The sequence below is a fragment of the Novosphingobium ovatum genome, from assembly GCF_009909235.1.
In the GTDB taxonomy this organism is placed as follows: domain Bacteria; phylum Pseudomonadota; class Alphaproteobacteria; order Sphingomonadales; family Sphingomonadaceae; genus Novosphingobium; species Novosphingobium ovatum.
Window position 1 is genome coordinate 581,430 of record NZ_JAAAPO010000002.1, and the last position, 26,072, is coordinate 607,501.

At 65.3% G+C, this 26,072-nt stretch carries 27 protein-coding genes; 10 read left to right on the plus strand and 17 right to left on the minus strand.

The window, feature by feature from the left end; translation table 11 throughout:
• Positions 1-62 precede the first annotated feature (62 nt).
• From phaR to dnaK, 9 genes are all read right to left on the minus strand, one after another.
• Entirely contained in the window at positions 63-641 is a 579-nt protein-coding gene (gene phaR / locus GTZ99_RS06810) for a polyhydroxyalkanoate synthesis repressor PhaR (RefSeq protein ID WP_161717494.1), read from the minus strand.
• A 94-nt stretch (positions 642-735) separates the two neighbouring features.
• A complete protein-coding gene (locus GTZ99_RS06815; RefSeq protein ID WP_161717495.1) occupies positions 736-1,815 on the minus strand; it encodes an alanine racemase in 1,080 nt (359 codons plus the stop codon).
• Positions 1,805-3,430, minus strand: coding sequence for an MFS transporter (locus GTZ99_RS06820; protein WP_161717496.1), 1,626 nt, complete (start codon positions 3,428-3,430; stop codon positions 1,805-1,807). The genes GTZ99_RS06815 and GTZ99_RS06820 overlap by 11 nt, the downstream gene beginning before the upstream one ends.
• A 71-nt stretch (positions 3,431-3,501) precedes the next feature.
• Positions 3,502-3,936, minus strand: a complete 435-nt coding sequence (locus GTZ99_RS06825; protein WP_161717497.1) for an iron-sulfur cluster assembly scaffold protein — start codon at positions 3,934-3,936, stop codon at positions 3,502-3,504.
• Positions 3,936-4,517: a CvpA family protein gene (locus GTZ99_RS06830; RefSeq protein WP_161717498.1), complete on the minus strand. Its 582-nt coding sequence runs from the start codon at positions 4,515-4,517 to the stop codon at positions 3,936-3,938. Before GTZ99_RS06830 ends, GTZ99_RS06825 begins: the two co-directional genes overlap by 1 nt.
• 10 nt (positions 4,518-4,527) lie before the next feature.
• Positions 4,528-5,937 carry a DNA repair protein RadA gene (radA, locus tag GTZ99_RS06835; RefSeq protein ID WP_161717499.1) on the minus strand — a complete coding sequence of 470 codons (1,410 nt, stop codon included), beginning with the start codon at positions 5,935-5,937 and terminating at the stop codon, positions 4,528-4,530.
• Positions 5,938-5,978: 41 nt separating this feature from the next.
• Positions 5,979-6,842: a DUF2071 domain-containing protein gene (locus tag GTZ99_RS06840; protein WP_161717500.1), complete on the minus strand. Its 864-nt coding sequence runs from the start codon at positions 6,840-6,842 to the stop codon at positions 5,979-5,981.
• A gap of 35 nt (positions 6,843-6,877) precedes the next feature.
• On the minus strand, positions 6,878-8,032 hold the full coding sequence (gene dnaJ / locus GTZ99_RS06845) for a molecular chaperone DnaJ (RefSeq protein WP_161717501.1): 1,155 nt from the start codon (positions 8,030-8,032) through the stop codon (positions 6,878-6,880).
• A 69-nt stretch (positions 8,033-8,101) separates the two neighbouring features.
• Positions 8,102-10,015 (minus strand): molecular chaperone DnaK, encoded by a 1,914-nt coding sequence (gene dnaK, locus GTZ99_RS06850; protein WP_161717502.1) that lies wholly within the window; start codon positions 10,013-10,015, stop codon positions 8,102-8,104.
• Between the two features lie 275 nt (positions 10,016-10,290).
• Here dnaK and GTZ99_RS06855 point away from each other — a divergent pair, with 275 nt between their 5' ends.
• Together GTZ99_RS06855 and GTZ99_RS06860 are read left to right on the plus strand one after the other, a co-directional pair.
• A complete protein-coding gene (locus GTZ99_RS06855) occupies positions 10,291-10,851 on the plus strand; it encodes a copper chaperone PCu(A)C (RefSeq protein WP_161717503.1) in 561 nt (186 codons plus the stop codon).
• Positions 10,852-10,854: 3 nt separating this feature from the next.
• Entirely contained in the window at positions 10,855-11,343 is a 489-nt protein-coding gene (locus GTZ99_RS06860; RefSeq protein ID WP_161717504.1) for a vgr related protein, read from the plus strand.
• A 76-nt stretch (positions 11,344-11,419) separates the two neighbouring features.
• Here the strand turns inward: GTZ99_RS06860 and grpE are convergent, their stop codons facing one another.
• Genes grpE through GTZ99_RS06875 form a run of 3 tightly spaced genes read right to left on the minus strand, consistent with a single transcriptional unit; the run spans position 11,420 to position 13,554 of the window.
• Entirely contained in the window at positions 11,420-11,968 is a 549-nt protein-coding gene (gene grpE / locus GTZ99_RS06865; protein WP_161717505.1) for a nucleotide exchange factor GrpE, read from the minus strand.
• Between the two features lie 16 nt (positions 11,969-11,984).
• Positions 11,985-13,064, minus strand: coding sequence for a heat-inducible transcriptional repressor HrcA (gene hrcA / locus GTZ99_RS06870; RefSeq protein WP_161717506.1), 1,080 nt, complete (start codon positions 13,062-13,064; stop codon positions 11,985-11,987).
• A gap of 31 nt (positions 13,065-13,095) precedes the next feature.
• On the minus strand, positions 13,096-13,554 hold the full coding sequence (locus tag GTZ99_RS06875; RefSeq protein ID WP_161717507.1) for a hypothetical protein: 459 nt from the start codon (positions 13,552-13,554) through the stop codon (positions 13,096-13,098).
• A gap of 84 nt (positions 13,555-13,638) precedes the next feature.
• Here GTZ99_RS06875 and rph point away from each other — a divergent pair, with 84 nt between their 5' ends.
• Together rph and rdgB are read left to right on the plus strand one after the other, a co-directional pair.
• Complete coding sequence (gene rph / locus GTZ99_RS06880) at positions 13,639-14,355, plus strand: ribonuclease PH (protein WP_161717508.1); 717 nt, start codon at positions 13,639-13,641, stop codon at positions 14,353-14,355.
• Between the two features lie 78 nt (positions 14,356-14,433).
• Positions 14,434-15,063 (plus strand): RdgB/HAM1 family non-canonical purine NTP pyrophosphatase, encoded by a 630-nt coding sequence (rdgB, locus tag GTZ99_RS06885; protein ID WP_161717509.1) that lies wholly within the window; start codon positions 14,434-14,436, stop codon positions 15,061-15,063.
• On the opposite strand, the gene GTZ99_RS06890 is transcribed toward rdgB, so the two are convergent.
• Complete coding sequence (locus tag GTZ99_RS06890; protein ID WP_227711148.1) at positions 15,060-15,824, minus strand: CAP domain-containing protein; 765 nt, start codon at positions 15,822-15,824, stop codon at positions 15,060-15,062. The two genes, rdgB and GTZ99_RS06890, sit on opposite strands and share 4 nt — an antisense overlap.
• 47 nt (positions 15,825-15,871) lie before the next feature.
• Between GTZ99_RS06890 and hemW the strand changes: the two genes are divergently transcribed.
• A complete protein-coding gene (hemW, locus tag GTZ99_RS06895; RefSeq protein WP_161717510.1) occupies positions 15,872-17,035 on the plus strand; it encodes a radical SAM family heme chaperone HemW in 1,164 nt (387 codons plus the stop codon).
• Positions 17,032-17,949: a tyrosine recombinase XerC gene (locus GTZ99_RS06900; protein ID WP_201742394.1), complete on the plus strand. Its 918-nt coding sequence runs from the start codon at positions 17,032-17,034 to the stop codon at positions 17,947-17,949. The genes hemW and GTZ99_RS06900 overlap by 4 nt, the downstream gene beginning before the upstream one ends.
• Before the next feature lie 12 nt (positions 17,950-17,961).
• Here GTZ99_RS06900 and gshB read toward each other — a convergent pair whose 3' ends face one another.
• Genes gshB through rsmI form a run of 3 tightly spaced genes read right to left on the minus strand, consistent with a single transcriptional unit; the run spans position 17,962 to position 20,192 of the window.
• A complete protein-coding gene (gene gshB / locus GTZ99_RS06905; RefSeq protein WP_161717511.1) occupies positions 17,962-18,966 on the minus strand; it encodes a glutathione synthase in 1,005 nt (334 codons plus the stop codon).
• Between the two features lie 27 nt (positions 18,967-18,993).
• Positions 18,994-19,368 carry a YraN family protein gene (locus GTZ99_RS06910; protein WP_161717512.1) on the minus strand — a complete coding sequence of 125 codons (375 nt, stop codon included), beginning with the start codon at positions 19,366-19,368 and terminating at the stop codon, positions 18,994-18,996.
• A complete protein-coding gene (gene rsmI, locus GTZ99_RS06915) occupies positions 19,365-20,192 on the minus strand; it encodes a 16S rRNA (cytidine(1402)-2'-O)-methyltransferase (RefSeq protein ID WP_161717513.1) in 828 nt (275 codons plus the stop codon). Before rsmI ends, GTZ99_RS06910 begins: the two co-directional genes overlap by 4 nt.
• Before the next feature lie 69 nt (positions 20,193-20,261).
• On the opposite strand from rsmI, the gene GTZ99_RS06920 reads away from it, so the two are divergent.
• The 4 genes from GTZ99_RS06920 to GTZ99_RS06935 all read left to right on the plus strand — a co-directional run bounded on the left by GTZ99_RS06920 (position 20,262) and on the right by GTZ99_RS06935 (position 25,209).
• Positions 20,262-21,413, plus strand: a complete 1,152-nt coding sequence (locus tag GTZ99_RS06920) for a penicillin-binding protein activator (protein ID WP_201742395.1) — start codon at positions 20,262-20,264, stop codon at positions 21,411-21,413.
• 90 nt (positions 21,414-21,503) lie between these two features.
• Positions 21,504-23,501 (plus strand): DNA topoisomerase IV subunit B, encoded by a 1,998-nt coding sequence (gene parE, locus GTZ99_RS06925; RefSeq protein WP_161717514.1) that lies wholly within the window; start codon positions 21,504-21,506, stop codon positions 23,499-23,501.
• A 108-nt stretch (positions 23,502-23,609) separates the two neighbouring features.
• On the plus strand, positions 23,610-24,413 hold the full coding sequence (locus tag GTZ99_RS06930; protein ID WP_161717515.1) for a hypothetical protein: 804 nt from the start codon (positions 23,610-23,612) through the stop codon (positions 24,411-24,413).
• A gap of 94 nt (positions 24,414-24,507) precedes the next feature.
• Positions 24,508-25,209, plus strand: a complete 702-nt coding sequence (locus tag GTZ99_RS06935) for an NlpC/P60 family protein (protein WP_161717516.1) — start codon at positions 24,508-24,510, stop codon at positions 25,207-25,209.
• A gap of 113 nt (positions 25,210-25,322) precedes the next feature.
• Here the strand turns inward: GTZ99_RS06935 and GTZ99_RS06940 are convergent, their stop codons facing one another.
• On the minus strand, positions 25,323-26,063 hold the full coding sequence (locus tag GTZ99_RS06940) for a glutathione S-transferase family protein (protein ID WP_161717517.1): 741 nt from the start codon (positions 26,061-26,063) through the stop codon (positions 25,323-25,325).
• Positions 26,064-26,072 lie beyond the last annotated feature (9 nt).

Genomic DNA, 26,072 nt, shown 5'->3' on the forward strand with positions numbered 1-26,072 from the left:
CAAAAGAAAAGGCGGGCGTGTCCAGTCCACGACACACCCGCCCGTTCAATGGGGTTCAGCGGTTACTTGACCAGCTGATCCAGCTTTTTCTGCATTTCGGCCATCTGCGCGCGCAAGGCGTTCAGATCGTCCTTGGGCGCCTCGGCGGTGGGGGCGGCATCGGCCGGGTTGTCCATACCCTTGGCCACGCCCTCTGCGCCGGGCATAAAGGCGGCCGCCGCCGCCTGGAACATGGCGATGTTCTGCTGGGCCAGACGGGCCAGCGGATTGGTCTCCATGCTGTCCTCGAACGCTTTGCGCAGCTTCATCTGGTTGGCGCGGAACTGGTCCATGCTCGCCTCCAGATAATGCGGGACCAGCGACTGCATCTGATTGCCATACATGCCGATCAACTGGCGCAGGAAATTGACCGGCAGCATCTGCTCGCCGCTGGCTTCCTCTTCCATGATGATCTGGGTCAGGATCTGATGGGTGATGTCATTGCCCGATTTGGCATCCAGCACCCGGAAATCGATCCCCTCGCGCGTCATCTTGGCCAGATGGTCCAGCGTGATATAGCTGGACGACTGGGTGTTATAAAGCCGCCTGTTGGCGTACTTTTTGATGATGACGGTATTGTCCTTGGCACCCGCTTCGGTCATAGGCCCTCTCCTCCTTGCGACACAAAGCGCAGCGTAACACTGTATAGTGGTGCAGCGCAACACAATGCTGCGCAGCGATATCGCACTGAAGCCCCTACAAAAGTCGCAAAAACCGCCGACCAAGCAAGGTCAGCAGCTCATATTGCGACAGGCCCGATTGCGCCGCCGCCAAGGGCAGATGGTAATCCAGCGTCAGCCAGTCGCCTTCGCGCAAGGCGGACGCAGCATCCAGCGCGACAATCGTCAGGTCCATGCTGACCCGGCCCAGCACCGGCAGCGCGGCCCCGGCCGCATCGCGCAGCACGCCCCGCCCCGACCAACAGCGCAAAAACCCATCGGCATAGCCCAGCGCCACCACCCCCACGCGCATCGCATGCGGCGCGACAAAGGTAGCGTTATAACCCAGAGCGTCGCCTGCCGCGACATCGCGCACCTGCAACAGCGCCGCCTGCGGGCGCAGCACCTGCGCGATATGGGGGGCCAGTTCGGGCCGGGCGATCCCGCCATACAACCCCAGACCGGGCCGCGTCAGATCGCCCAGATAATCACCGCCCAGCGCGATCCCCGCGCTATTGGCCAGACTGGCGCGGCGGTGGGCGATCACGCCGCGCGCCGCCTGCCAGCGCGCCAGTTGCGCCCCGTTCTGCGCCACATCCTCATCGGCTGATGCCAGATGCGAGAGCAGCAGGTCCACCTCCAGCGCGGCGATCGCCGGGTCGGCCCAATCGCCGCGCGGCACGCCCAGCCGGGTCATCCCGCTGTCCACCATCAGATGGCATCGCCCGCCGCCCGCATCGCGCCACACCCGCGCCTGCGCCACCGAGTTGATCACCGGCACCACGCCTGTGGCCATGGCCCACGCCGCCTCTGCCGGGTTCAGCACGCCATGCAGCACGGCAATCCCGCCGGCCGGGACATGCGGCAACAGTTCGGCCGCCTCGGCCCAGTGGGCAACGAAAAAGTCGCGGCACCCGGCGCCATGCAGCGCCCGCGCCACCCCCACCGCGCCCAGGCCATAGGCATTCGCCTTGACCGCCGCGCCCGCCGCCGCCCGATCCGCGCTCCCGCCCGACAAGGCGTTGAGCGCGCGCCAATTGCCCACCAGCGCATCGCGGTTGATGTCCAGCCGCAGCGTGGCGGGCGGCAGATCGGGCAGTTTGGCTTCAGGCATCATCAAATTCGCGCGGTTTGCCCCATTGCAGTCCCCACAAAGCCACCGCCAGCGCCAGCGCCACCACACCCCATGTGTACCACAATCCGGCAAACGGATCACCATGGCGCGCAACGATATAGCTGGCGATCAGCGGCAGAAATCCGCCGAAATAGCCGGTGCCGATGTGATAGGGGATGCTCATCGAGGAATAGCGGATCCGCGCCGGGAACATTTCCGACAACAGCGCCGCCAACGGCCCATAGGCCATGCCCGCCAGCCCGACCAGCACCATCACCAGCAGCACGATGACCGCTGCCTGCCCCAGCGTGGGATGCACCTTGGCAAAGTCATATCCGGCCTGCTCGGTCAGCAGCTTTTGCAGCATCTTGACCCGCGCCGCCTTGTCCCCGAACGGATAGGCGTCCAGATGCACCACATCGCCGCCAACGGTCATGCCCAATGCGGGCGCGTCATGGCGGGTATAGCTGACGCCCAACGCCGTCAGGTCCGACAACAGCTTGCCGCAATCAGCCTTCTGCTCGGTCTCAAAGGGGTTATAGCTGCACCCCGGCCCGGCGACCACCACCGGCGAACGGCGCGCCGCCTCGGCCAGCCCCGGATTGGCCACCGCCGCAATGCCCCAGAACACCGGGAACAGGATCGCCAGCGTCAGGATATAGCCCAGCACGATCGGCAGCTTGCGCCCGACCCGGTCCGACCACCAGCCCATCAGCACATAAAAGCCCACGCCCAACAGCGCCGCCGCGCCAATGATCAATTCGGCCGCGGTATCGTCCATCCGCATCGGCCCTTTGAGGAACGAGAGCGCCGAGAACATCGAGGTGTACCAGATCACCGTCATCCCCGCCGCCACGCCAAACAGCGCGACCACGATCCGCTTTTTGTTGCCGGGATAGGTAAAGCTTTCGACAAAGGGATTGCCGGCCAGTTCGCCCTCTTCCTGCATGGCGCGGAACACCGGGCTTTCCGACAGCTTCATCCGCATCCACAGCGACACCCCCAGCAGCACCAGCGAGAGCACAAACGGCACGCGCCACGCCCAGGCCGCCCAGACATCGGCGGCAAACAGCGTCTTGCAGCCCAGCACCACCAGCAGCGAAAGGATGAACCCGCCCACAACGCTGGCCTGAATGAAGCTGGTGAAGAAGCCGCGCCGGTCCGGGGCGGAATGTTCCGAGACATAGATCGCCGCGCCGCCATATTCGCCGCCCAGCGCCAAACCCTGCAACACCCGCAGGCCCAGCACCAGCAGCGGCGCGGCAATGCCGATATCCTTGGCCGAGGGGATCAGCCCGACCCCGGCCGTCGCGATGCCCATCAGCACCACAGTCACCAGAAACGTATATTTGCGTCCCAACCGGTCGCCCAGAAAGCCGAACAATACCGCACCCAACGGGCGAAAGCCAAAGCCCACCGCAAAACCGGCCCACACCAGCAACAGTTCCAGCGTCTCGTTCCCGGACGGGAAAAAGGTTTTGCCGATGATCCCGGCCAACGTCCCATAGATGAAAAAGTCGTACCATTCGAAAATGGTGCCTGCCGAACTGGCGCCAATCACCAGCTTGATATCGGTAGCGGACGGTTGAACGTCCGGATGACGTGCCGGTTCGGTCATGTTGCGCGTATCTCCCCCTCGCCCAAGGCACCTATTCCGCGTCAGCGCGATGCGGCATGATTTGCCCCGCCTTAGCGGCCCGCAGCATAAGAGGAAAGGGCCGCGATAACAGCTCTCCATCCCAACAGGATCGCGCCGTGGCGGCCCGGAAAATCACGCGCCGGTGCAATCGCGGCCAGCCCCGGCCAGTCGGGCATATCGCCCCCATCAGCCAGCCATGCGACCAAGGCGCGCTCGGCTGCGGCAAAGTCATTGGCGTCCCGGCCCACGGCCGCGCCCGCCATGATCGCGGCGGCGGCCTGCCCCACGGCGCAGGCCTGCGCGGCCATGCCGATCCGCGCGATCCGGCCATCGGCGTCCAGCGCCAGCCCCACGCCCAGCGTGCTGCCGCAACTGGCCGAGCGGGCATCCCCCCGGATCGTCAGCCCATCCTCCAGCGGCCACGCGGTCAACCCCGTGGCCAGCATCAAAACCTCTGGCGTGTACAGCGCCGCAACCGAAGCCATCAGTCCGCCTTGTGCCGCTTGCGCGGCGGCGGCACATCCGATGTGGTATCCGCGCTGGACGCGCCATCTTCCTGCGCGGCCTCGCGCGCGGCGCGGCGACGCTCGGAGATCAGGCGGACCAGTTCCTCGCTGCTGGCATTGATGAACGGATAGGTGCGCGAGGCGGTTATCCATTTCGGCCGCCCGCCCGCGCCCCAGATCGTGTCATAGGCCAGCACCAGCACCGAAAAGCCCATCACCACCAGCACCGTGCCCTTGACCGCGCCAAAGCCAAAGCCCAGCACCCGGTCGACCGGCCCCAGCATCGATGTGCGCGAGGCATTGCCCATATAGCGCGCGATGAACCGCACCGCCGCATAGGGCACAATCGCCAGCAACAGAAACGCCAGCACCGATGCGCCCGAAGCCGTGCCGACATGGCCCGCCAGCACATCGGCCAACGTCCCATGCAGCGTGCGGATCGCCACCATCGAAACGACCCACGCCAACAGCGAGATCGATTCCTGCACAAAGCCGCGCATGAAGCCAAAGGACGCCAGTGCGCCCACCACGACAAATACGGTTACGTCAAAGCCCGTCATGCCTGCCGGGTTATTCCGAGCCTATGATCCGGTCAATCAGATTTGGCAGCATGGTAAGTCGGTTATGGCGCAATCCGGGGACAGTTTCGCCCTTTGCGGCGCCCTTTTTGCCTTTGCCCTCGTCCTCGGCCTGCATATCGCCGGGGCCAAAGGCGGCGTCAAACCCCAGCTTGGCCGATTCGCGCAGCCGCAGCCCGCCATGCGCCACCGGGCGGATTTCGCCGGCCAGCGACACCTCGCCAAACCAGACCGAGCCGGAGGGCAAGGCCCGGTCCGACAGCGCCGAGACGAGCGCCGCCGCCACCGCCAGATCGGCCGCCGGATCGGCCAGCCGGTATCCGCCCGACACGTTCAAATAGACTTCGCAGGTCGAGAAATTCAGCCCGCACCGCGCCTCGAGCACCGCCAGCAGCATCGCCAACCGCCCATTGTCCCAGCCCACCACCGCGCGCCGGGGTGTGGCCCCTGATTGCAACCGCACGATCAACGCCTGGATTTCCACCAGCACGGGCCGCGTCCCCTCGATCGCGGGGAACACCGCGCTGCCCGCCAGCGGATTGTCCCGCCCCGACAGGAACAGCACCGAAGGGTTCCCCACCTCGGCCAGACCCGCCTGCCCCATGGCAAACACGCCAATCTCGTCCACCGGGCCAAAGCGGTTCTTCAGATTGCGCAGGATGCGGTACTGATGGCTGCGCTCGCCCTCAAAACTCATCACCACATCGACCATATGTTCCAGCACGCGGGGGCCCGCGATATTGCCATCCTTGGTCACATGGCCCACCAGCACCAGCGCGACACCGTTCTCCTTGGCATAGCGGATCAGTTCAAACGCACAGCCGCGCACTTGGCTTACCGTGCCCGGCGCACCCTCGATCGTGTCGGAATGCATGCACTGGATCGAATCGATCACCAGCAACGCGGGCGGCTCCATCGCGCCCAGCGTGGTCAGGATGTCGCGCACCGATGTCGCCGCCGCCAGCCGGATGGGCGCGGCCGCCACGCCCAGACGGTCGGCGCGCAGGCGGATCTGGCCGGTCGCCTCCTCCCCACTGATATAGACCGAGAGCGCCCCCGCATTGGCCACCGCCGCGCTGGCCTGCAACAACAGGGTGGATTTGCCGATGCCCGGATCGCCGCCCATCAGGATCGCGCTGCCCGGCACCAAACCGCCGCCCAGCGCGCGGTCAAATTCGGCAATGCCGGTGCTGCGCCGTTGCAACGCTTCCCCCGGCGCGTCCAACGGCTCAAACCGGATCGCCCGACCTCCGGCCGACAGGTCGTGCTTCATCGAGAACACCGTCTGGGGCGCCTCTTCCTCCAGCGTGTTCCATTCGCCGCAATCGACGCATTGCCCCTGCCAGCGGGTGGTCACGCCGCCACAGGCGGTACAGACATAACGGCGTTTCGGTTTGGCCATAACGCTTGCCTAAACGGAACGAATGTGGAACGCAAGTCCCCTTACCACCGCGCGACGATCGCGTCGGACAGCGCGGTAAAGGTCACGCGCGGCACGGCAAAACACAATGGCATGCCCACCGCCCCCATGGCTCGCAACCAGTCCGGCACGTCGGCAACCACGCCGCGCATCGGCCGCACATCCGCCAAATTCACCGGCAGGCTGATGTCCGACCGCGCCAGCGCGGGCAGATCGGCCACCTGCGCCACGGCCGCGTCCTGACAGGTCAGATAGGCCACCGTCGCCGCCCAATCGCCCATCACCGCAAACGCATCGGGCAGTGCCGCCGGGCCATAGTCGGCGCGCAGATACAGGTCGGGCGCGCTGCCGCCGCCGCTGTCGATCCGCACCGCGATCCCTTGCGCATCCGCCACCACCGCCAACCGCCCCGCCCGGTGCGAGGGCAGCGCATCGGAAAACACCCGCGTCCCCAGCGCATAAAGCCAGCTGTCAAACACATTGCGGGTGAACAGCACCGTGCGTTCGGGCAGTTGCGGCGTGCTGCGCGCCGCGTCCACATACAATCGCCAATTGCTTTGCATCGGTGACAGGCACAATCGCCGCAACGGCCCCAGCCAGCGCGGGCCGAAATGGCCATGGGCATAGGTCAGCACCGTCACCACCGTCATCCCGCCCCATTGGCGCAGCACCACGCCGGGCGGCACCAGCCCGGCCACCGCGTCCACCGGCACCATCCAACTGGCATAAAGCACATCGCGCACATCGCTGACCAAGGGCGGGAACGGCAGGCGCGCAAACACCGCCCGGCGCATGTTGCGCAAAAAAGCGGCGTTGGCGAGCCAGCTTTCCAGCCGGTTCAGTCCAACGCCGCCCCATGTCGTGTTGCGCGGTGCGCGGTAATCCATGGCCACCCCCTGCCCTTTACGGGCAAAGGCCTAACCTATTCCGTCAGATCGTTCCACGCTTCCTTGATCCGATCGAAAAAGCCCTTGGTTTCGGGGGATTCTTCGCCGGTTTCGGTGGCGCGGAATTCTTCCAGCAATTCCTTTTGCCGCGCGGTCAGCCTGGTGGGCGTTTCGACGGCGATTTCCACCACCATGTCGCCCACGCCGCGCCCGTTCAGCACCGGCATACCGGCGCCGCGCTTGCGCAATTGCTTGCCCGTCTGAATGCCGGCAGGGATCTCGATCACATGCTTTTGGCCGTCCAGACCGGGGATCTCGATCTGACCGCCCAGCGCGGCGGTGGTGATGCTGATCGGCGCGCGCGTCACCAGCGTGGTGCCATCGCGGTCAAACACATTGTGCCGCCGCAGATGCAGGAAGATGTACAAATCCCCCGCCGCCGCGCCATGCGGCCCAGCCTCACCCTTGCCGCTCAGGCGGATGCGCGTGCCGGTGTCGACGCCCTTGGGGATGGTGACTTCCAGCTTTTGCCGCTGGTCCACCCGACCCTCGCCATGGCACGAGCCACAGGGCTTCTCCACCACCTCGCCCCGGCCGTGACAGGTCGGGCAGGTGCGCTCAACCATGAAAAAGCCCTGCTGCGCCCGCACCTTGCCATGGCCACCGCACAGGTTGCAGCGCCGCTTGCCAGTGCCGGGCGTCGCGCCAGACCCCTTGCACGGCTCACACGCCGTGGCGACTTCGATCTCGATCTCTACCGTCTTGCCGTGGAACGCGTCCTCCAGCCCGATTTCCAGATCATAGCGCAAATCCGCGCCGCGCCGGGCCTGTTGGCGGCCACCGCCACCCCCGCCGCCAAAAGCATTGCCAAAAATGCTTTCGAAAATATCGCCGATGTCGCCAAATTCGGCGCCACCGCCCTGAAAACCGCCGCCAAAGCCACCAGCCCCGGGCCCGCCGTTCTGAAACGCGGCATGGCCAAAACGGTCATAGGCCGCGCGCTTTTGCGGGTCCTTCAACACGTCATAGGCTTCGTTGATTTGCTTGAACTTGGCCTCGGCCGCGGCGTCACCGGGGTTTTTGTCCGGGTGCCAGCGCATCGCCAGCTTGCGATAGGCCGATTTCAGCGTGCCGTCATTGGCATCGCGGGTGACTTCCAGCAGTTCGTAATAGTCAATTTCGCTCGACATGGCCCGATCCCCCGAAAAGCGCGCCCGCCGCCGCCATAGCGACAGCGGGCACCACTTTTGCCTTCAACCTCAGGCCTTCTTGTCGTCCACTTCCGAGAACTCGGCGTCGACAACATCGTCGGCCTGCGCCTGACCACCAGCGCCGCCGGGGGCAGCCGCGCCAGCCTGTTCCTTTTCATAGATGGCCTGCCCCATCTTCATCGCCTTTTCGGTCAGGGCCTGCGTCTTGGCGGTCATTTCCGCCGGGTCATTGCCCTCGATCGCGGTCTTGGCTTCGGCGATGGCGGCCTCAACCTCGGCCTTGAGCGCGGGGTCGATCTTGTCGCCATGCTCGACGATCTGCTGCTCGGTGGCGTGGACCAGACTGTCGGCGTTGTTCTTGGCCTCGGCGGCCTCGCGACGCTTCTTGTCTTCCTCGGCAAACTTCTCGGCATCGCGGACCATCTGGTCGATGTCGGCATCCGACAGGCCACCGCTGGCCTGAATGCGGATCTGCTGCTCCTTGCCGGTGCCCTTGTCCTTGGCCGAGACGTTGACCAGACCGTTGGCGTCGATGTCGAAGGTCACCTCGATCTGGGGCACACCACGACGGGCCGGCGGGATGCCGATCAGGTCGAACTGGCCCAACAGCTTGTTGTCGGCGGCCATCTCACGCTCGCCCTGGAAGACGCGGATGGTCACGGCCTGCTGATTGTCATCAGCGGTCGAGAAAACCTGCGACTTCTTGGTCGGGATCGTCGTGTTGCGGTCGATCATGCGGGTGAACACACCGCCCAGCGTTTCAATGCCGAGGCTGAGCGGGGTCACGTCCAGCAGCAGCACGTCCTTGACATCGCCCTGCAGCACGCCCGCCTGAATGGCCGCGCCCATGGCGACGACTTCGTCCGGGTTCACGCCGGTGTGCGGTTCCTTGCCAAAGAACTCCTTCACCGCTTCGCGCACCTTGGGCATGCGGGTCATGCCGCCCACCAGCACGACGTCGTCGATCTGCGCAGCCGAGATGCCAGCGTCAGCCAGCGCCTTGCGGCAGGGTTCCATCGTGCGGGCGATCAGGTCGGCCACCAGCTTTTCCAGATCGGCGCGGGTGATCGTTTCCACCAGATGCAGCGGCGTGGTCGCGCCAGCTTCCATGCGGGCGGTGATGAAGGGCAGGTTGATTTCGGTGGTCTGCGCGCTCGACAGCTCGATCTTGGCCTTTTCGGCGGCTTCCTTCAGGCGCTGCAGGGCCAGACGGTCGGTCTTCAGGTCCATGCCTTCCTTGGCCTTGAACTTGTCGGCCAGATATTCGACCAGCTTGGTGTCGAAGTCCTCACCACCCAGGAACGTGTCGCCGTTGGTCGACTTCACCTCGAACACGCCGTCGCCGATTTCCAGAATGGACACGTCGAACGTGCCGCCGCCAAGGTCATAGACGGCGATGGTCTTGCCATCATTCTTGTCCAGACCATAGGCCAGCGCGGCCGCGGTCGGCTCGTTGATGATGCGCAGCACCTCAAGGCCCGCGATCTGGCCGGCGTCCTTGGTCGCCTGACGCTGAGCATCGTTGAAATAGGCAGGGACCGTGATGACCGCCTGCGTGACGGTCTCGCCCAGATAGCTCTCGGCGGTTTCCTTCATCTTTTGCAGGGTAAAGGCCGACACCTGCGAAGGCGAGTAATCCGTGCCGCCAGCCGACACCCACGCATCGCCATTCTTGCCCTTGGTGATGCCATAGGGCACCAGGCTCATGTCCTTCTGGGTCATGGGATCGTCGAACCGGCGACCGATCAACCGCTTGACCGCAAAGATGGTGTTGTCGGGGTTGGTCACCGCCTGGCGCTTGGCCGGCTGCCCGATCAGGCGCTCCCCATCCTTGGTGAAAGCGACGATCGAGGGCGTGGTGCGCGCACCTTCCGAATTTTCGATCACCTTGGGCTTGCCACCGTCCATAACCGAAACGCAGCTGTTGGTGGTGCCAAGGTCGATACCGATGACTTTACCCATAATACAGTTCCCTAAGCCTTGTGTGACACCACCCCGGGGGATCCCCGGAAGACCGGCAGATGCAGGGGGCGGCTCCTTTGGATGACCGGCATATAGGAGCGCTTTTGGCGGTAACAAGGGCTATAGATGCGATGTTTTACCTGTTTTGTCCTTTGCCGGGACGGTGATGGTCTGGCATAGATGCCACGCCCTGCAAATGGGGGGCTGCCTCCATTGCGGAGCATGCTCGCCCGCCCCGGCGCAGGCCTGACACTTGGCGGAAGGACGTGTTGACAATGGGACGTATGATCAAGGCTTTGGCGATGATGGCAGGCGGTTTGGCGCTGGCCGGGTCGGCGCTGTCTGGTTCGGCATTCGCCCAACCGCGCCCTGACGCGCCCCGCCCCGCCCCGATGCGCGCCACCGTGCAGGTCAACGATGGACGGCTGGTGCTGGCCGCGGTGCCCGGACGCCCGATGGCGGCCTATTTCACGGCGGTGAACATGGGGCCGCGCCCCGTGCGGATCGTCGGTCTGGATCTGGGCCGGGGCGTGCGCGCGCAATTCCACGAAACGCGCGGCAATGCCATGCTGCCGCTGCGCGACATCATGCTGATGCCCCGACAAAAAGCTGAACTGCGACCCGGCGGGATGCATGTGATGGTGTTCGGCCTGCGCGCGGCGCCACGCCCCGGCGCATCGATCCCGGCCAGCATCGTACTGGAAGGCGGGGTGCGTCTGCCGCTGACGCTGCGCGTGACGCCGCCCGGTGGCGCGATGATGGACCATTCCGGCATGGACCATTCCGGGATGGATCACGGCGATATGGGCGGCATGGACCACCACCACGGCATGTAACCAATGCTGGCGGCGTCCACCCCGGCGGGCGGTCAGCGCCCCTTGTCGCCGGGCGAGCGCGTGCTGACCCACGCGGTATTTGGCACAGCGGTGGCGGTAGAACAGGTGCGCCTGCGCCGCCGCCGCTTTCTGCCGTTTCAGCCCGCCGCCACGGTGATGGCCCCCAATGGCCACCTCTATTTTCCGCCCGCCTGCCCCCTGTGGCACGAGGATTTCGCCGCCGCGCCCCTGCCGCTACAGGGGCTGTTCGTGCATGAGATGGTGCATGTCTGGCAAACACAGACCCATGGCCGCTGGTATCTGCCGCTGCGGCGGATGCCATGGTGCCGCTATGATTACCGCCTGACGCCGGGCCAGCCGTTTGCCGCCTATAACGTGGAACAACAGGCCGAAATCATCCGCCACCTGTTTCTGGCGCGGCACGGAGCTGGCCCGATGACCACCGCCGATCAGGCGCTGGCACAGGCGATTGTGCCGTTTCGCGGCGCCTGAAGCAAAAGGCCCGCCAGCGCATCCGCCAGCGGGCCTGTATCACCTGTCGGTGTATTGCCACCTGTCGCGGGGCGCGTCAGTCCGGCTTTTTGGCGACCACCACCATGGCGGGGCGCAACAGGCGGTCCTTGATGACATAGCCGTGCTGCAACACCTGCAACACGGTTCCGGCCTCAACATCGTTGGTGGGCATTTCCATCATCGCCTGATGCTGGTTGGGGTCCAGCGGCATGCCCTGGGCCGCCACCTTGGTGATGCCGTGCAGGCCAAACACCTTTTCCAGCTCGCGGCCGGTGGCGTCCAGACCAACGATCAGGTTCTTGAACTTCTCGTCCTCGCGCAGGTCGGCCGGGATTGCCTCCAGCGCGCGGCCCAGATTGTCGGCCACGCTCAACATGTCGCGGGCAAAGCCGGTGGCCGAATAGGCGCGGGCGTCGGCAATGTCCTTTTCCAGCCGGCGGCGGACGTTCTGCGTGTCGGCCTTGGCATAGAGCAGGTCGTTGTTGGCCGCGGCCAGATCGTTCTCCAGCGCGGCGATGCGCGCTTCGGCCTGCGCCAGCGCGTCGCCAGCGGTCTCATTGGCCTGAACGCCCTCTGGGGCGGCCTGTTGGGTGTCTTCGCTCATTTCAATCGCAGTCCAATTATCCGATCAACTTGCCCAGACTTTGGGCTGTGAAATCCACCATGGGGACGACACGGGCATAATTCAACCGTGTCGGGCCAATTACCCCCACAACGCCGACCACCCGCCCGTCCCGATCGCGATACGGCGAAGCGATCACCGAAGAGCCCGACAGCGCGAACAGCCGGTTCTCGGACCCGATGAAAATGCGGGTGGCATCGGCCTGTCGCGCCACGTCCAGCAGGTCGGCGACCGACTGCTTGTTCTCCAGATCGTCCAGCAGCGAGCGCACGCGTTCCAGATCATTCAACGCCGCCTCGTCCAGCAGATTGGCCGCGCCCCGCACGATCAGCACCGGGCGGCGGCCGTTTTCGCTAAAGCCATCCTCGCTCCATGTGGCAAGGCCGCGCGCCACCAGATCGGCGGCGGCCGCATCCAGCGCGCTGCGGCCAGAGGCGATCTCGGCCTGCATCTGGCCCAGCGCCTGCGCCAGCGTCCGCCCCGCCAGCCGCGCGGTGATGTAATTGGACGCCTCAATCAGCGCCGATGGCGGCACGCCCATCGGCAGGTCCATGATGCGGTTCTCGATCCCGCCATCCTCGCCCACCAGCACCGCCAGCGCGCGGCCGGGGGACAGCGGCACAAGGCTGACCTGCGCCAGTTGCGGTTCGCGCTGGGGCACCATCACCACGCCCGCACAGGCCGACAGGTCGGACAAAGCCGCGCTGGTGGCGGCCAGTGCGGCCTCGATCGGGCCGGGTTCGGACAATCCGCGCTCGATGGCGGCGCGTTCCTGCTGTGTGGGCTGGGCCACCTGCATGATGCCATCCACAAACAGGCGCAGCCCCACCTCGGTCGGCATGCGGCCCGCGCTGGTGTGCGGATGGCTCAGCAGTCCCACGCCCTCCAGTTCGGCCAGCACGCTGCGGATCGAGGCGGGCGACAGGTTCACCCCCGCCGCCGCGCCCAATTGCGCCAGCGTTTTGGATCCTACCGGCTGCCCATTGTCCAGATAGCCTTCGACCACCAGCCGGAATATCTCCCGCGCACGGGAGGTCAGCTCGGGGAACGAGAGCGAGGGCGGCAAGGCGGCGATCATGCCCCTGTTGTGGGAAAGCCCGCGCGCCCGGTCAAGGCGCCAATGGGGCAGTCTTGTGGACGATGCCGAACAGAGCGCTGATATCGCTGTTCAACGCCTTGGCCGCGTCCGATGTGCAGCCAAAGCCAAACGACAGACGCGGCGCATCCGCCCCCTCGCCCCAGCGCAAGGAACCGGCGGGCACGTCGTGGATGGGCGGGCCACAGTCAACCGGCGTGCCGGCCCGCGCGCGCAGGATATAGGAGCGCATCGCCACCTCAGCCACCCCGGACGCGTTCAGCCACCCGGTGGCGGTGACGGGGGCGCTGGGTTTTCCGGGCGCGGCGCGGTCCTGCCAAACCTGCACCTTGCCATCAGGGGCGATGTCCCACACCTCGATCTTTTGCCCCCAGCTGAACAGTTCGGCATGGATGGGCAAAGCAGGCGCATCCTGTGCATGGGCCGGCACCGCCATCATCACCATACCCGCCAAACACAGCATTTTGCGCATGTCATCCCCCATATCCGCGCCATGCCGATTGCCAGCGCGCCAAAGCCACGATACGGCACCGCCATTCTTCAGGAAAGGTTCTCCATGCGTCCTTCAGGCCGCGCGCCCGACGAAATGCGCGCCATCGACATCATCACCAACTTTACCAAGCATGCCGAAGGCAGCGTACTGGTGTGCTTTGGCGACACCAAGGTGCTGGTCACCGCCAGCGTCGAGGAGCGTATCCCCCCCTTCCTCAAGGGCAAGGGCGAGGGCTGGGTGACAGCGGAATATTCGATGCTGCCGCGCGCCACCCACACCCGTGGCAGCCGCGAAGCCGCCAAGGGCAAGCAGACCGGCCGCACGCAGGAAATCCAGCGCCTGATCGGGCGCAGCTTGCGCGCTGTGACCGACATGAAAAAGCTGGGCGAGCGGCAGATCACGCTGGACTGTGACGTCATTCAGGCGGACGGCGGCACCCGCACGGCCGCGATCAGCGGCGCCTGGGTGGCGCTGCGTCTGGCGATCAACACGCTGATGGCACAGGGCAAGGTGACCGAAGACCCCCTGACCCGCAAGGTCGCCGCCGTGTCCTGTGGCATCGCCAATGGCGTGCCGGTGCTGGATCTGGACTATATCGAGGACAGCAGCGCGGACGCTGACGCCAATTTCGTGCTGATCGAGGGCGGCCACATCGCCGAGGTGCAGGCCACCGCCGAGGGCGCGACCTATGACGAGGAAGGCCTGTTGCGCCTGCTGCGTCTGGCCCGCATCGGCTGTGATCGCATCTTTGCCGCGCAGGCCAAGGCTGTGGCCGGCTGATCCAATTCGGGACGGCGGGGCTATAACATCCCGCCGTCCCGCCGTTCTATGATCTAAACCGGTCCGGGAGTGCCGCCTATGAGCCGCCTGCATGGCAAGATCGTCATCGCCACCCACAACCAGGGTAAATTGCGCGAAATTGACGCGCTGCTCAAACCCTATGGGGTGGAATGCGTGTCGGCGGGCGATCTGGGCTTGGATGAACCTCAGGAAATCCACCACACCTTTATCGAAAACGCCGTGCTAAAGGCGCGCTATGCCGCGGAAAAGACCGGCCTGCCGGCGCTGGCGGACGATTCGGGCCTGTGTGTCGAGGCATTGGGCGGCCGCCCCGGCGTGTTCACCGCCGATTGGGCCGAACGCCAATGGTACGAAGGCCCCGAAGGCCGCGACTGGTATCTGGCGATGGGCAAGGTCGAAGGCTTGCTGTGCGAGATGGGACCCGATGTGGGCCGCTTCGCGCATTTCGCCTGTGTGTTGGCGCTGGTCTGGCCCGATGGCGTGTCGGCCGTGTACGAAGGGCGCTGTGACGGCAAATTGACCTGGCCGCCACGAGGCAAGCTGGGCTTTGGCTTTGACCCGGTGTTTGTGCCGCAGGGCTATAGCCAGACCTTTGCCGAACTGGCGCCGATCGAAAAGCACGCCATCAGCCACCGCGCCGATGCCTTTCGCAAACTGGTGGCCGATCAGTTCGCGCCGAACGTCTAACCCACCCTTTGACCAAAAACATTGCCGGCGGGCCAGTAACGGCACACCAGATAGTCGTTACCCCGCCGGTCCGGCCCCACCCCGCGCACCGTGGCACAGCCAACGGCGCGGGTGCGGCGCCAGATGATCTGGGTGTAATGGCCCACCCCGTGCCAATCGCCGGTACGCGCCACTTGCGGGAAAGTGCCGGGGGTGAAATCGGCGCGCTCTGAAATAAAGTCGGCGATCATCGCCTCGGGGCTGAACGCGCCGCCGGTGCCCATATACAGGTTTTCGCCGGTGTCATCGCCATCCATCCGCCGCAGGTGCGATGGCGAATGTTCAAAGCGTCCCGTCGCGGCCAGTTCGCTGGCCCAGATCCGCGCCGCATCGGCCAGCCGCGCGTCCCACATCAGCGGCGCCAGACCCAGTCGTGTCCTTTCGCGGTTATGCGCGGTCAATACGCGAGTCGTATAGCTATCACTGACAACAAAATCGCGGGGCGGCGCGGGGGCGGTGCTGATCCGGGGCAAAGCGCGCGCCATTCCCGGCGGCGGGCCAAAGGCATCGGTGCCGGTGACGGGCGCATATTCCAGTTTTGGCAAAGGTTTAGGGGAAGTGCGCGCCTCATAGGCCTGTGGTTCGGGGGTGGAGAGCCCGCGCACCCCCTGTATCACCCCACCCAGCGCCAGCAACACCGCGCCGCCTGCCACCAACCGCCGGGCAAAGCGCGGCAAAGGCCGGTTTTCCGCCGTTTTCCGTAGGGGATGGTGCGAATTCATCGCCCTTGCTCTTGACAGAGCGGCCTTAAAACCGCGTGAAGAACCCCATGGCCCGCGCCCTTTACATCCACTGGCCCTTTTGCCTGAAAAAGTGCCCCTATTGCGACTTCAACAGCCATGTCCGCGATGGGGTGGATGTAGAATTGTGGCGCAAATCCATGCTGTTAGACATGGCGCGCGAGGCGGAGCTGGCAGGCGGCGAACCACTGACCAGCATCTTTTTCGGTGGCGGCACCCCCAGCCTGATGCCCCCTGCGCTGGTGGCCGATTTGCTGGCGGCGGCCCAGCGTCACTGGGGCTTTGCACCGGGGATAGAGATCACCCTGGAGGCCAATCCATCCAGCGTAGAATCCGCCAATTTCAAGGCTTTGGCAGCAGCAGGCGTCAATCGCGTGTCGCTGGGTGTGCAGGCGCTGGACGATGCGGCGCTGCGCTTTTTGGGGCGGCTGCACGGCGCGGACGAGGCCTTGGCGGCGCTGGAGGTGGCGCAAACCCATTTCGCCCGCGTCAGTTTCGACCTGATCTATGCCCGCCCCGGCCAGACCATGGCCGATTGGGAGGCCGAACTGACCCGCGCACTGTCATTAGGTACGGACCATATGTCCTTGTATCAATTGACGATTGAGGAAGGGACTCGGTTCGCCACACTGGTCCGCGAAGGGGCGTTTACCCCGTTGGAAGATGACCCGGCGGCCGATCTCTTTGCCCTGACGCGGGCACTGACGGCGGCGGCGGGCATGCCTGCATACGAAGTCTCAAATCATGCCCGTAAAGGTCAGGAAAGTCGACATAATCTGACCTATTGGCGCTATGGCGACTATGCCGGGATCGGTCCTGGCGCACATGGACGGCGACCGGGCGCGGATGGCATTCCTTGCGCCACCACCCGCCACAAAAAGCCTGAAAACTGGTTGAATGCCGTGGCAAATCAGGGCGATGGCGTGGCTGATGCGCGCGCCCTTTCCTCCCGAGAACAGGCAGCCGAGGCAATGCTGATGGGCCTGCGTCTGGCCGAAGGGGTGAACCCGGCGGCACTGGCCGCGCGTTTTGGCCTGATGCCTGCCGAATTGGTCGATGCGGACCGACTGGCGCTTTATGCCCGTCAGGGATTGTGCTGGCAAAACAATGGCCTGATCGGCGTGACCGAGGCCGGAATGCTGGTGCTGAACGCGTTGATCGCCGAACTGGTACCGGCAGGTTTGGTGGCATGACCGATGCGCCCGATCTGGCGGCACAGGCCGATCTGATCGCGGCGTGGACCGACCATCTGACCCATCACCGCCGCCGCAGCCCCCATACCGTGCGCGCCTATGTCGCCACCGCCAGCCGTCTGATCCGGGCGGTCGACGCGCGCGACTGGGGGGCGCTGGCGGCGCTAGATCTGGCGGATTTGCGCCGGTTTCTGGCGGACCGACGGGCGGGCGGGCTGGTCAATACCTCTGCCGCGCGTGAGGCCTCGGCACTGCGCGCCTTCCTCGGCTTTGCGCGTGACCGGGCGGGCCTGCCGCTGGCCGCGCCGCCGCGCCTGCGCAGCCCCAAGGTCAAGCCCGGCATTCCCCGCCCCGTCACCCCCGACGAGGCCGTTGCCCTGGCCGAGACGGTGGAGGAAAACGCCGCGCATCAATGGGTTGGCCTGCGCGATCGGGCGGTGTTGATCCTGCTCTATGGCGCGGGCCTGCGCATTGCCGAGGCGCTGTCGCTGACCGGCGCCGACTGGCCAATGGGCGCCACCCTGCGCGTCACGGGCAAAGGTCGCAAGCAGCGCGATGTGCCGATCCTGCCCGCCGTGCGCGACGCCATTGCTGCCTATATCGCCGCCTGCCCGTGGCCCATCATCCGCGACAAACCCTTGTTTCGTGGGGTAAAAGGCGGCCCATTATCGCCCACCATTGTCCAACGCGCCGTGCAAACCGCGCGCGAACAACTGGGCCTGCCTGACACCGCCAGCCCGCATGCGCTGCGCCATGCCTTTGCCACGCATTTGTTGGGCGCGGGGGCGGATTTGCGGTCTTTGCAGGAACTGCTGGGCCATGCCAGCCTGTCCTCGACACAGGTCTATACGCGGGTCGATGCGGCGGTCATGCTGGATGCCTACCGCCGCGCCCATCCGCGCGAAAATTCCTGATCGCGCCGTGGCTTAGCCCGCAACCATCGCGGTGTGGCGGCGCGCGATCGCGTCCCAGATCAGCCCGCCGCAATCCACCCCGTCAAAGCGGTCGATGGCGACAATCCCGGTCGGGCTGGTGACGTTGATCTCGGTCAGCCAGTGGCCGCCGATGACGTCAATGCCGACAAACACCAGCCCCCGCTTGCGCAGTTCCGGCGCCAGAACGGCGCAGATTTCCGCCTCTCGCGGCGTCAGTTCGGTCTTTTCCGCGCTGCCGCCCACGGCCAGATTGCTGCGGAATTCGCCAGCGCCGGGGCGGCGGTTGATGGCGCCCGCCACCTCGCCATCGATCAACACGATGCGCTTGTCGCCCTTGGCCACGTCGGGCAGGAAGGGCTGCACCATATAGGGCTCCTTCCACATCTGGCCAAACACCTCGACCAGCGCGCCCAGATTGGCACCGTCCGCCGTGATGCGGAACACCGCTTTGCCGCCATTGCCATGCAGCGGCTTCATCACCAGATCACCGGGCAGGCCCTGCGCCACCATTTTGGCCTGAAAATCGCGCACGTCCTCGATCCGGCGGGCGACCAGCGTTGGCGGCATAAATTGTGGGAAATCCAGCACAAATACCTTTTCGGGGCAGTTGCGCACCTGTTCGGGGTCGTTGATCACCAGCGTGCGACCCTTCAGCTTTTCCAGCAGATGCGCGCCCGTGATATAGCCCAGATCGAACGGCGGGTCCTGACGCATCAGCACCACGTCGATGTCGTCCACCAGATCGATCGTGGCAAATTCGCCCAGCGTATAGTGGCTTTCGCCAGCCGACGCCGGACGGCGCACGGTGACAGGCGCGGCCCAAGCCGTCAGTGTCCCCGGCCCCTCGCCCGTGCTGGTCCAAGCCAATGATCCGACATCATAATACCACAGGCTGTAGCCACGCGCCTGCGCCGAAAGCATCAGGTGAAAGGTGCTGTCACCGGCCACATTGATTGAATGCAGCGGGTCCATCTGGACGGCAACGCGCAGGCTCATCAGGCTTCCTCTTTCATCAGCGCCCCGTCACAGGGGCATCCAGGCATTGTGGATGTGGCGCGGCGCCACGCCCGGCGCAAGTAGGACGACATCCACCCGGATGTCATCATTTGTTTGGCCGTGCTTAGCAAAAATGATCTCGGCGGCGCGGGCAACGCGGGTCAGGCGGCGCTGATCGATGGCATCGGCCAGGGCCGCCGGATCCGCCCGCCATTTCACCTCGACACAGACGATGCAGGCGCCATCGCGCGCGACGATGTCCACCTCGCCGCGCGGGGTTTTGACCCGCTGGGCGATGATCTGCCAGCCCAACTCCGTCAGATAGGCCGCCGCCTCGCCCTCCCCGCGCCGCCCGTGGGCGTCCGCGGCGATGCGGTCGGCCTGACGGCGCCAGTCGCTCATTTCAACGACAAAGCCAGCGCATACAGCGCCTTGCGGTCCAACCCGGTGGCCTTTGCAACGGCAGCGGCCGCTTGGCTGGCCTTGGCGTGGGTCAGTTCGGCGCGCAGCATGGCCTCGGCATCGTCCATCGTCGCCACCTGCGCCACCGGCGGGCCAACCATCAGCACGATCTCACCCTTTGGCGGGTGGGCCGCGTAATGGGCGATCAGTTCGGCGGGCGGGCCGCTGCGGCATTCCTCATACAGCTTGGTCAGTTCGCGCGCCACGGCCACCTCACGCCCCGGCAAGACCTCGGCCACTGCCGCCAGCGTATCCAGCAGGCGCGGCCCCGTTTCGTAAAAGATCAACGTGGCAGGCACCGCCGCCAGCTCGGCCAGCGTGTCGGCCCGCGCCTTTGCCTTGGGCGGGAGGAAGCCGGCGAACAGGAAACGGTCGGTCGGCAGGCCCGCCAGCGTCATCCCCATCACCGCCGCGCAAGGGCCCGGCAGGCTGGTGACGGCAATCCCGCGTTCGCGTGCCGCCCGCACCAGCCGATAGCCGGGGTCTGAAATCAGCGGCGTCCCCGCGTCCGAGACCAGCGCCACCGGCTGCTCTGCCATCAGCGCCAGCAGGCCTTCGCGCGCATGATCGTCGGCGTGATCGTCATGGCGGATCAGCCTTTGACGAATATCCAGATGCTGCAACAATTTGCCCGTGACGCGCGTGTCTTCGCAGGCTACGGCGGCGACGCCCCGCAGGGTTTCAACCGCCCGCAGCGTGATGTCGCCCAGATTGCCAATCGGCGTGGCCACGATATACAGGCCGGGTGATAAGGTATGTGCCATGCGCCGTTCATGGACCATCCATGCAACCGGGCACAAGAGGGCGGTTGCCACAGGATTGAGGGTGTGACGATGAAACGCAGGGATTTGGGCAGGCTGGTGCTGGTGGGCGCGACCTCGTCGCTGTTGGCGGCCTGTGCGGTAGTGCCCAAAGGCCCGCCAGAAACGCCGCCCCCCGCGCCCCAGCCCGCGCCTGCGCCTCTGCCTGCTGATGTCGCGCGGCACCGCATCGCGCTGTTGGTGCCCACCATGGGGCCCAATGCGGCCGCCGGGCAGTCGGTGGCCAATGCCGCGACACTGGCGCTGATGGATTTCAACGCGGCCAATCTCCGCATCACCACCTATGACACCTCGATCAGCGCCGAACAGGCGGCCAAGCGCGCGCTGGCCGATGGCAATGCGCTGATTCTGGGGCCTTTGCTGGGCGATGACGCGCCCGCAGTGGCCCGCATCGCGCGCAGCATGCGGGTGCCGGTGATCTCGTTTTCCAATGATTACGCGGTGGCGGGTGGCAATGTCTTTGTCATCGGCACGCCGCCGGCCCAAACCATCGATCGCGTGGTGCGCCACGCCCGCGCGCAGGGCGTGACGCAATTTGCCGCGCTGATGCCGCTGGGCTCCTATGGTGAGCGGGCCTCGGCCGCGGTGATCGCGTCGGTGCGGCAGGCAGGCGGCACGCTGGTGGCGATGGAGAATTACGACCGATCGGCCGCTTCGGTCAGCGCGGCGGCGAAAAAGCTGAAGGCGCGCGGCGGGTATGAGGCGGTGCTGATCGGCGATACCGCGCAGATGGCGGTGCTGGCAGCGCCCATCCTGCGCGCGGGCAATCCCAAGGTCCGCATTCTGGGCAATGAATTGTGGAGCGGCGAAAGCGCCGTGGCCCGCACGCCCGCACTGTCGGGCGCATGGTTTGCCGCGCTGACCGATGCGCGCTTCGCCGGACGCTTTGCCGACAGCTACAAGGCGCGGTTTGGCGCGGCGCCCTATCGCATCGCCACGCTGGGCTATGACAGCGTGCTGTTGACGCTGCGCATCGCCCGCGACTGGCAGCCCGGATCGCCCTTTCCTGCCGCCCGCCTGTACGACCACGAAGGCTTCGTCGGGCTGGATGGCGCGTTCCGGTTTGGCGCGAACAATGTGATCGAGCGCGCGCTGGAAGTGCGCGAGGCAGGCGGCGGGCGGGTGCGCGTCATCAGCCCGGCTCCGCCGCGTTTCGATAACTGACGGGCTGGCCACGCTTTTGCACCGTTTCAGGTGATAAACGAGGGGCGCGGCGCTTGCGCGCGGGGGCAGGTGCGGTCTAATGTTCCTGTCATGTCCGACGATCTGTTTGAAACACCACAGGGCCCCACCGGCGAGGCCTATGACGGCAGCGCGATCGAGGTGCTGGAGGGGCTGGAGCCGGTGCGCCGCCGCCCAGGCATGTATATCGGCGGCACGGACGAACGCGCCCTGCACCATCTGGTGGCCGAGGTGCTGGACAACGCCATGGACGAGGCGGTGGCCGGCCATGCCAACCGCATCGAGGTAACGCTGGAGGAAGCCCCCGGCAGCGCGGGGCGCATCACCATCACCGACAACGGGCGCGGCATCCCTGTCGACGAACACCCCAAGTTTCCGGGCAAATCGGCGCTGGAGGTGATCCTCTCCACCCTGCATTCGGGGGGCAAGTTTTCGGGCAAGGCATACGCCACCAGCGGCGGTCTGCATGGCGTGGGCATCAGCGTGGTCAACGCGCTCTCCACCCTGACCCGGGTTGAGGTGGCGCGGAACAAGGAATTGTTCGCGCAGGAGTTTTCCAAGGGCGTGACGCTGGGCCCGATCCAGAAGATCGGCGCGGCCCCCAACCGGCGCGGCACCAGCGTGATGTTCACGCCTGATCCCGAGATTTTTGGCACCGAGGCGCGGTTCAAGCCCGCCCGCCTGTTCAAACTGGTGCGGTCAAAGGCCTATCTGTTCGCGGGCGTCGAAATCCGCTGGAAATGCGCGCCCGCTCTGGCGTCGGAGGATGTGCCGGCAGAGGCGACCTTCCAGTTCCCCGGCGGCTTGGCCGACCATCTGGCCGAACAGGTGCAGGGCCGCGAATGCGTCACCACCGCCCCTTTTTCCGGCACACAGGATTTCCCCGGAGAACTGAACGGCCGCGTCGAATGGGCCATCGCCTGGCCTTTGTGGTCCGAGGGGGCCTATAGCTATTACTGCAACACCATCCCCACGCCCGATGGCGGCACCCATGAACAGGGCATGCGCGCCGCGCTGACCAAGGGGATCCGCGCCTTTGCCGATCTGGTGGGCAACAAGAAGGCCAAGGACATCGCGCCCGAGGACGTGGTGGTGGGCTGTGAGGCGATGCTGAGCGTCTTCATCCGCGATCCCCAGTTCCAGTCCCAGACCAAGGACCGCCTGACCAGCCCCGAGGCGGCGCGGCTGGTGGAAAACGCCATCCGCGACCATTTCGACCATTTCCTGACTGACAATATGGAGCGCGGCAAGGCGCTGTTGTCGCATGTGATGGAACGCATGGACGAGCGTCTGCGCCGCAAGGCCGAGCGCGAGGTCAAGCGCAAGACCGCCACCAACGCGCGCAAGCTGCGCCTGCCCGGAAAGCTGACCGATTGCAGCGGCGAGGGGGACGGCGAAACCGAACTGTTCATCGTCGAGGGCGATTCGGCAGGCGGCAGCGCCAAACAGGCCCGCGACCGCAAGACGCAGGCGATCCTGCCCATTCGCGGTAAAATCCTGAACGTCGCCAGCGCCACGGCTGACAAGATCCGCGCCAACAGCGAAATCGCCGATCTGGCGCTGGCCATGGGATGTGGCCTGCGCAAGGACTGCAACGCGGACAATCTGCGTTATGACCGCATCATCATCATGACCGACGCCGATGTTGACGGGGCGCATATCGCCACGCTGTTGATGACGTTCTTTTTCCAGGAAATGCCCGATGTGGTGCGGCGCGGCCACATATATCTGGCACAGCCGCCGCTCTATCGTTTGACGGCGGGCAAGGAGAGCGCCTATGCCCGCGATGACGCCCACCGCGCCGAGTTGGAAGCGACCAAGTTCAAGGGCAAAAAGGTGGAAGTGGGCCGGTTCAAGGGTCTGGGCGAAATGAACCCGCAGCAATTGCGCGAAACAACCATGGACCCGGCCAAACGCAGCCTGTTGCGCATTACTTTGCCGCCAGAATATGAAGGCCGCGCGGCGGTCAAGGATCTGGTCGACCGCCTGATGGGCCGCAATCCGGAACACCGCTTTCACTTTATCCAGAACCGCGCCAGCGACATCGACCGCGATCTTATTGACGCGTGATTGGCGCTGACTTGGCGATTTCAGGCATTGCCATCAAATATTTGGATTGTAGTCTGCACCCCTGATGTGACAGGGGGGCTTATGCGACATGGGGTAAAGGGCGGCGTGATGGCCGCCTGTTTGGTGTGGGCGGGGCATGGCGGCATCGCCATCGCACAGGGCGCGCCGCCAGTAGTGGTCGCCACGGCGCCACCCGCACCGCTGCGGGTGCCACCGGCGCCAACGGTCGCGCCGGTCTATGTGCAGTTGGCCGAGGTTGTCGTGCCAGATTCGGTGGCTCGCTTCTCCTCGTTGCAAGTATGGCGTATGTCGATGGAGGAAAGTCCTGAATTCGTTGAAGGTGAGAAGCGGGCGCCCGGGTTAAAAGCCTATGTCCTATCGCGTATCACACCCCTGATAGAGAATTTAGAGGCGCAAATTGCGGCGGGGAGGCGCGCTGAAATGGCGGCTCTGTTTGCCCGTCATCTGACACCTGAGGACGCGAGCGCCTATATGGCTTGGAGGCAAACACCCTATATGCTGCGAATGTCGGGCAGCAGGCAGCCAGGTCTCATCACCCATGCAAACAGTGCGAACGGCCAGACGGGCACTGACGCGATCAATGGGCAGCAATTGTCGGACATGCAGGCTCGGCGCCACACCAGTGCTGCAAGTCGATTGACCACGGCTGAAAAGATGGACGTCTTGCAATTCATGGCCGGGCCGGTAGGGCGCAAGATCACGGTGATGGCCGACGAACAGCGGGCATTGGAACGACAGATGGTAAGCCGTCCTCCCTTGCCCGAATACAGAGATGCCGTGGTGCGCGAAATCCAGTTGGCCATTGCTGAATTCGTGGAGCGCACCGATCCCGAAGCGGCCAAGGTCATACGCCAATCGATTCCGCCCGCCCCGGCACCCGCCACGCCATAGGCGGACTTTTACGCCTTTTTCGCTGTCCTACATCGCGCCGCCTCCGGCATGTTCCGCAAATGTTCCAATTTGTGGTGTCGTGCAGGAGGACGTGATGGCTTCGACTTTGGCAATTCAACAGGCTTTGGCGCAGGCGGGCTATCGGCCCGGACCGATCGACGGCATCTGGGGGCGGCAGACCATCGCCGCCTTGCGCCTGTTCCAAAGCGCGCATGGCATCGCCCCCGATGGGCTGCCGGGCGGTCGGGTGATGGCGGCACTGTTCCCGCGCGCGGCGCCTGTGGCCTCACCGCTGTTCCCGCCCGTGGCCGTGTGGGTGCAGGAAGCGCGCCGCCTGTATGGCATCCGCGAGACCGCCGGCCCCGCCAGCAATCCGACCATTCTGGATTGGGCCGGGCAAATGGGCATCCCCTATCGCGGCGATGATGTGGCGTGGTGCGGGCTGTTTGTCGGCCATTGCATCAGCGCCACCCTGCCCGAAGAGCACCTGCCGGCCAATGTGCTGGGCGCGCGGGCGTGGGGCCAGTTTGGCATCGCCACCCCGCCCTGCCCCGGCGCGGTGATGGTGTTCTGGCGCAAGAGCATGGCCAGCGGGTTGGGCCATGTCGGCTTTTACGCCGGTGAGGACGAGAAGGCCTATCGCATTCTGGGCGGCAATCAGTCGGACAGCGTCAGCCTGGCATGGATCGCCAAGGACCGGTTGGTCGGCGCGCGCTGGCCTGCCAGCGTCCCCGCCCCCATCCCCGCCGCCGTCACCGTGGCGCGCGACGCAGGGCTGTCGACCAACGAAGCGTAACACAGAAGAACCCGCCACCGGGGCCTACACCGATGGCGGGTTCAGCCGGAGGACCACTTCCGGCCGGATCCTGAGGGGCCGCGCGTGCTGCGCGGCCCTTTTGCGTGGTGCGATCAGTCCTGCGGACGCAGGTTTTCCATCGGCACTTCGGCAAACATCTGCTTGACCGCCGGGCGCTCGTTGATCTGGGCAATCCAGCGCAACAGATGCGGCGCATCCGCCTCGTTCACCAGTTCGGGGAAGCTGAAGTTCATACCGTTGGCGATCGCGAAATTGCAGATATCGGCCAGCGTGAACATCCCGCCCGCCAGCCATTCATTGTCGGCCAGATGGTCGTTCAGACGCTTGACCGAATATTCGATCTTGCGCATTTCCTCGTCCAGCAGGTCCTGCGGGAAGCCTTCGCGGGCGCGGCGCCATTTCACCTGCTGCTCGAACACGGGGATGGCCTTGACCTTCTCCTCAAAGGCCTCGTCGCTCATGCCCTTGACCATGTTGCCGACATAGCGGTGCCAACCGATGGTCGAAACGCACCAGCAGAAATATTCGTCCACCCACTTGGTCCAGATGCGCATGTTGGCGCGGCCATACGAATCGGCCGGGCGCAGCTTTACCTCGCCGGGGTGTTCGTCTTCCAGATATTCGCAGATGACGGTCGATTCGGTGATCACCTTGTCGCCATCGACCAGCGCGGGCACCTGACCGCGCGGATTGATCGCCTTGAACCACTCCTGATGGTGCTCGAAAATGGCGGGGTTCAGGCGGTGGCCTTCGAACGGGGTGCCCTTTTCATACAGGGTCAGCAAGGGCTTCATCGAGTTGGCGGCGGGGCCGAAACTGTACAGCTTGAGCATGGCAGGCAT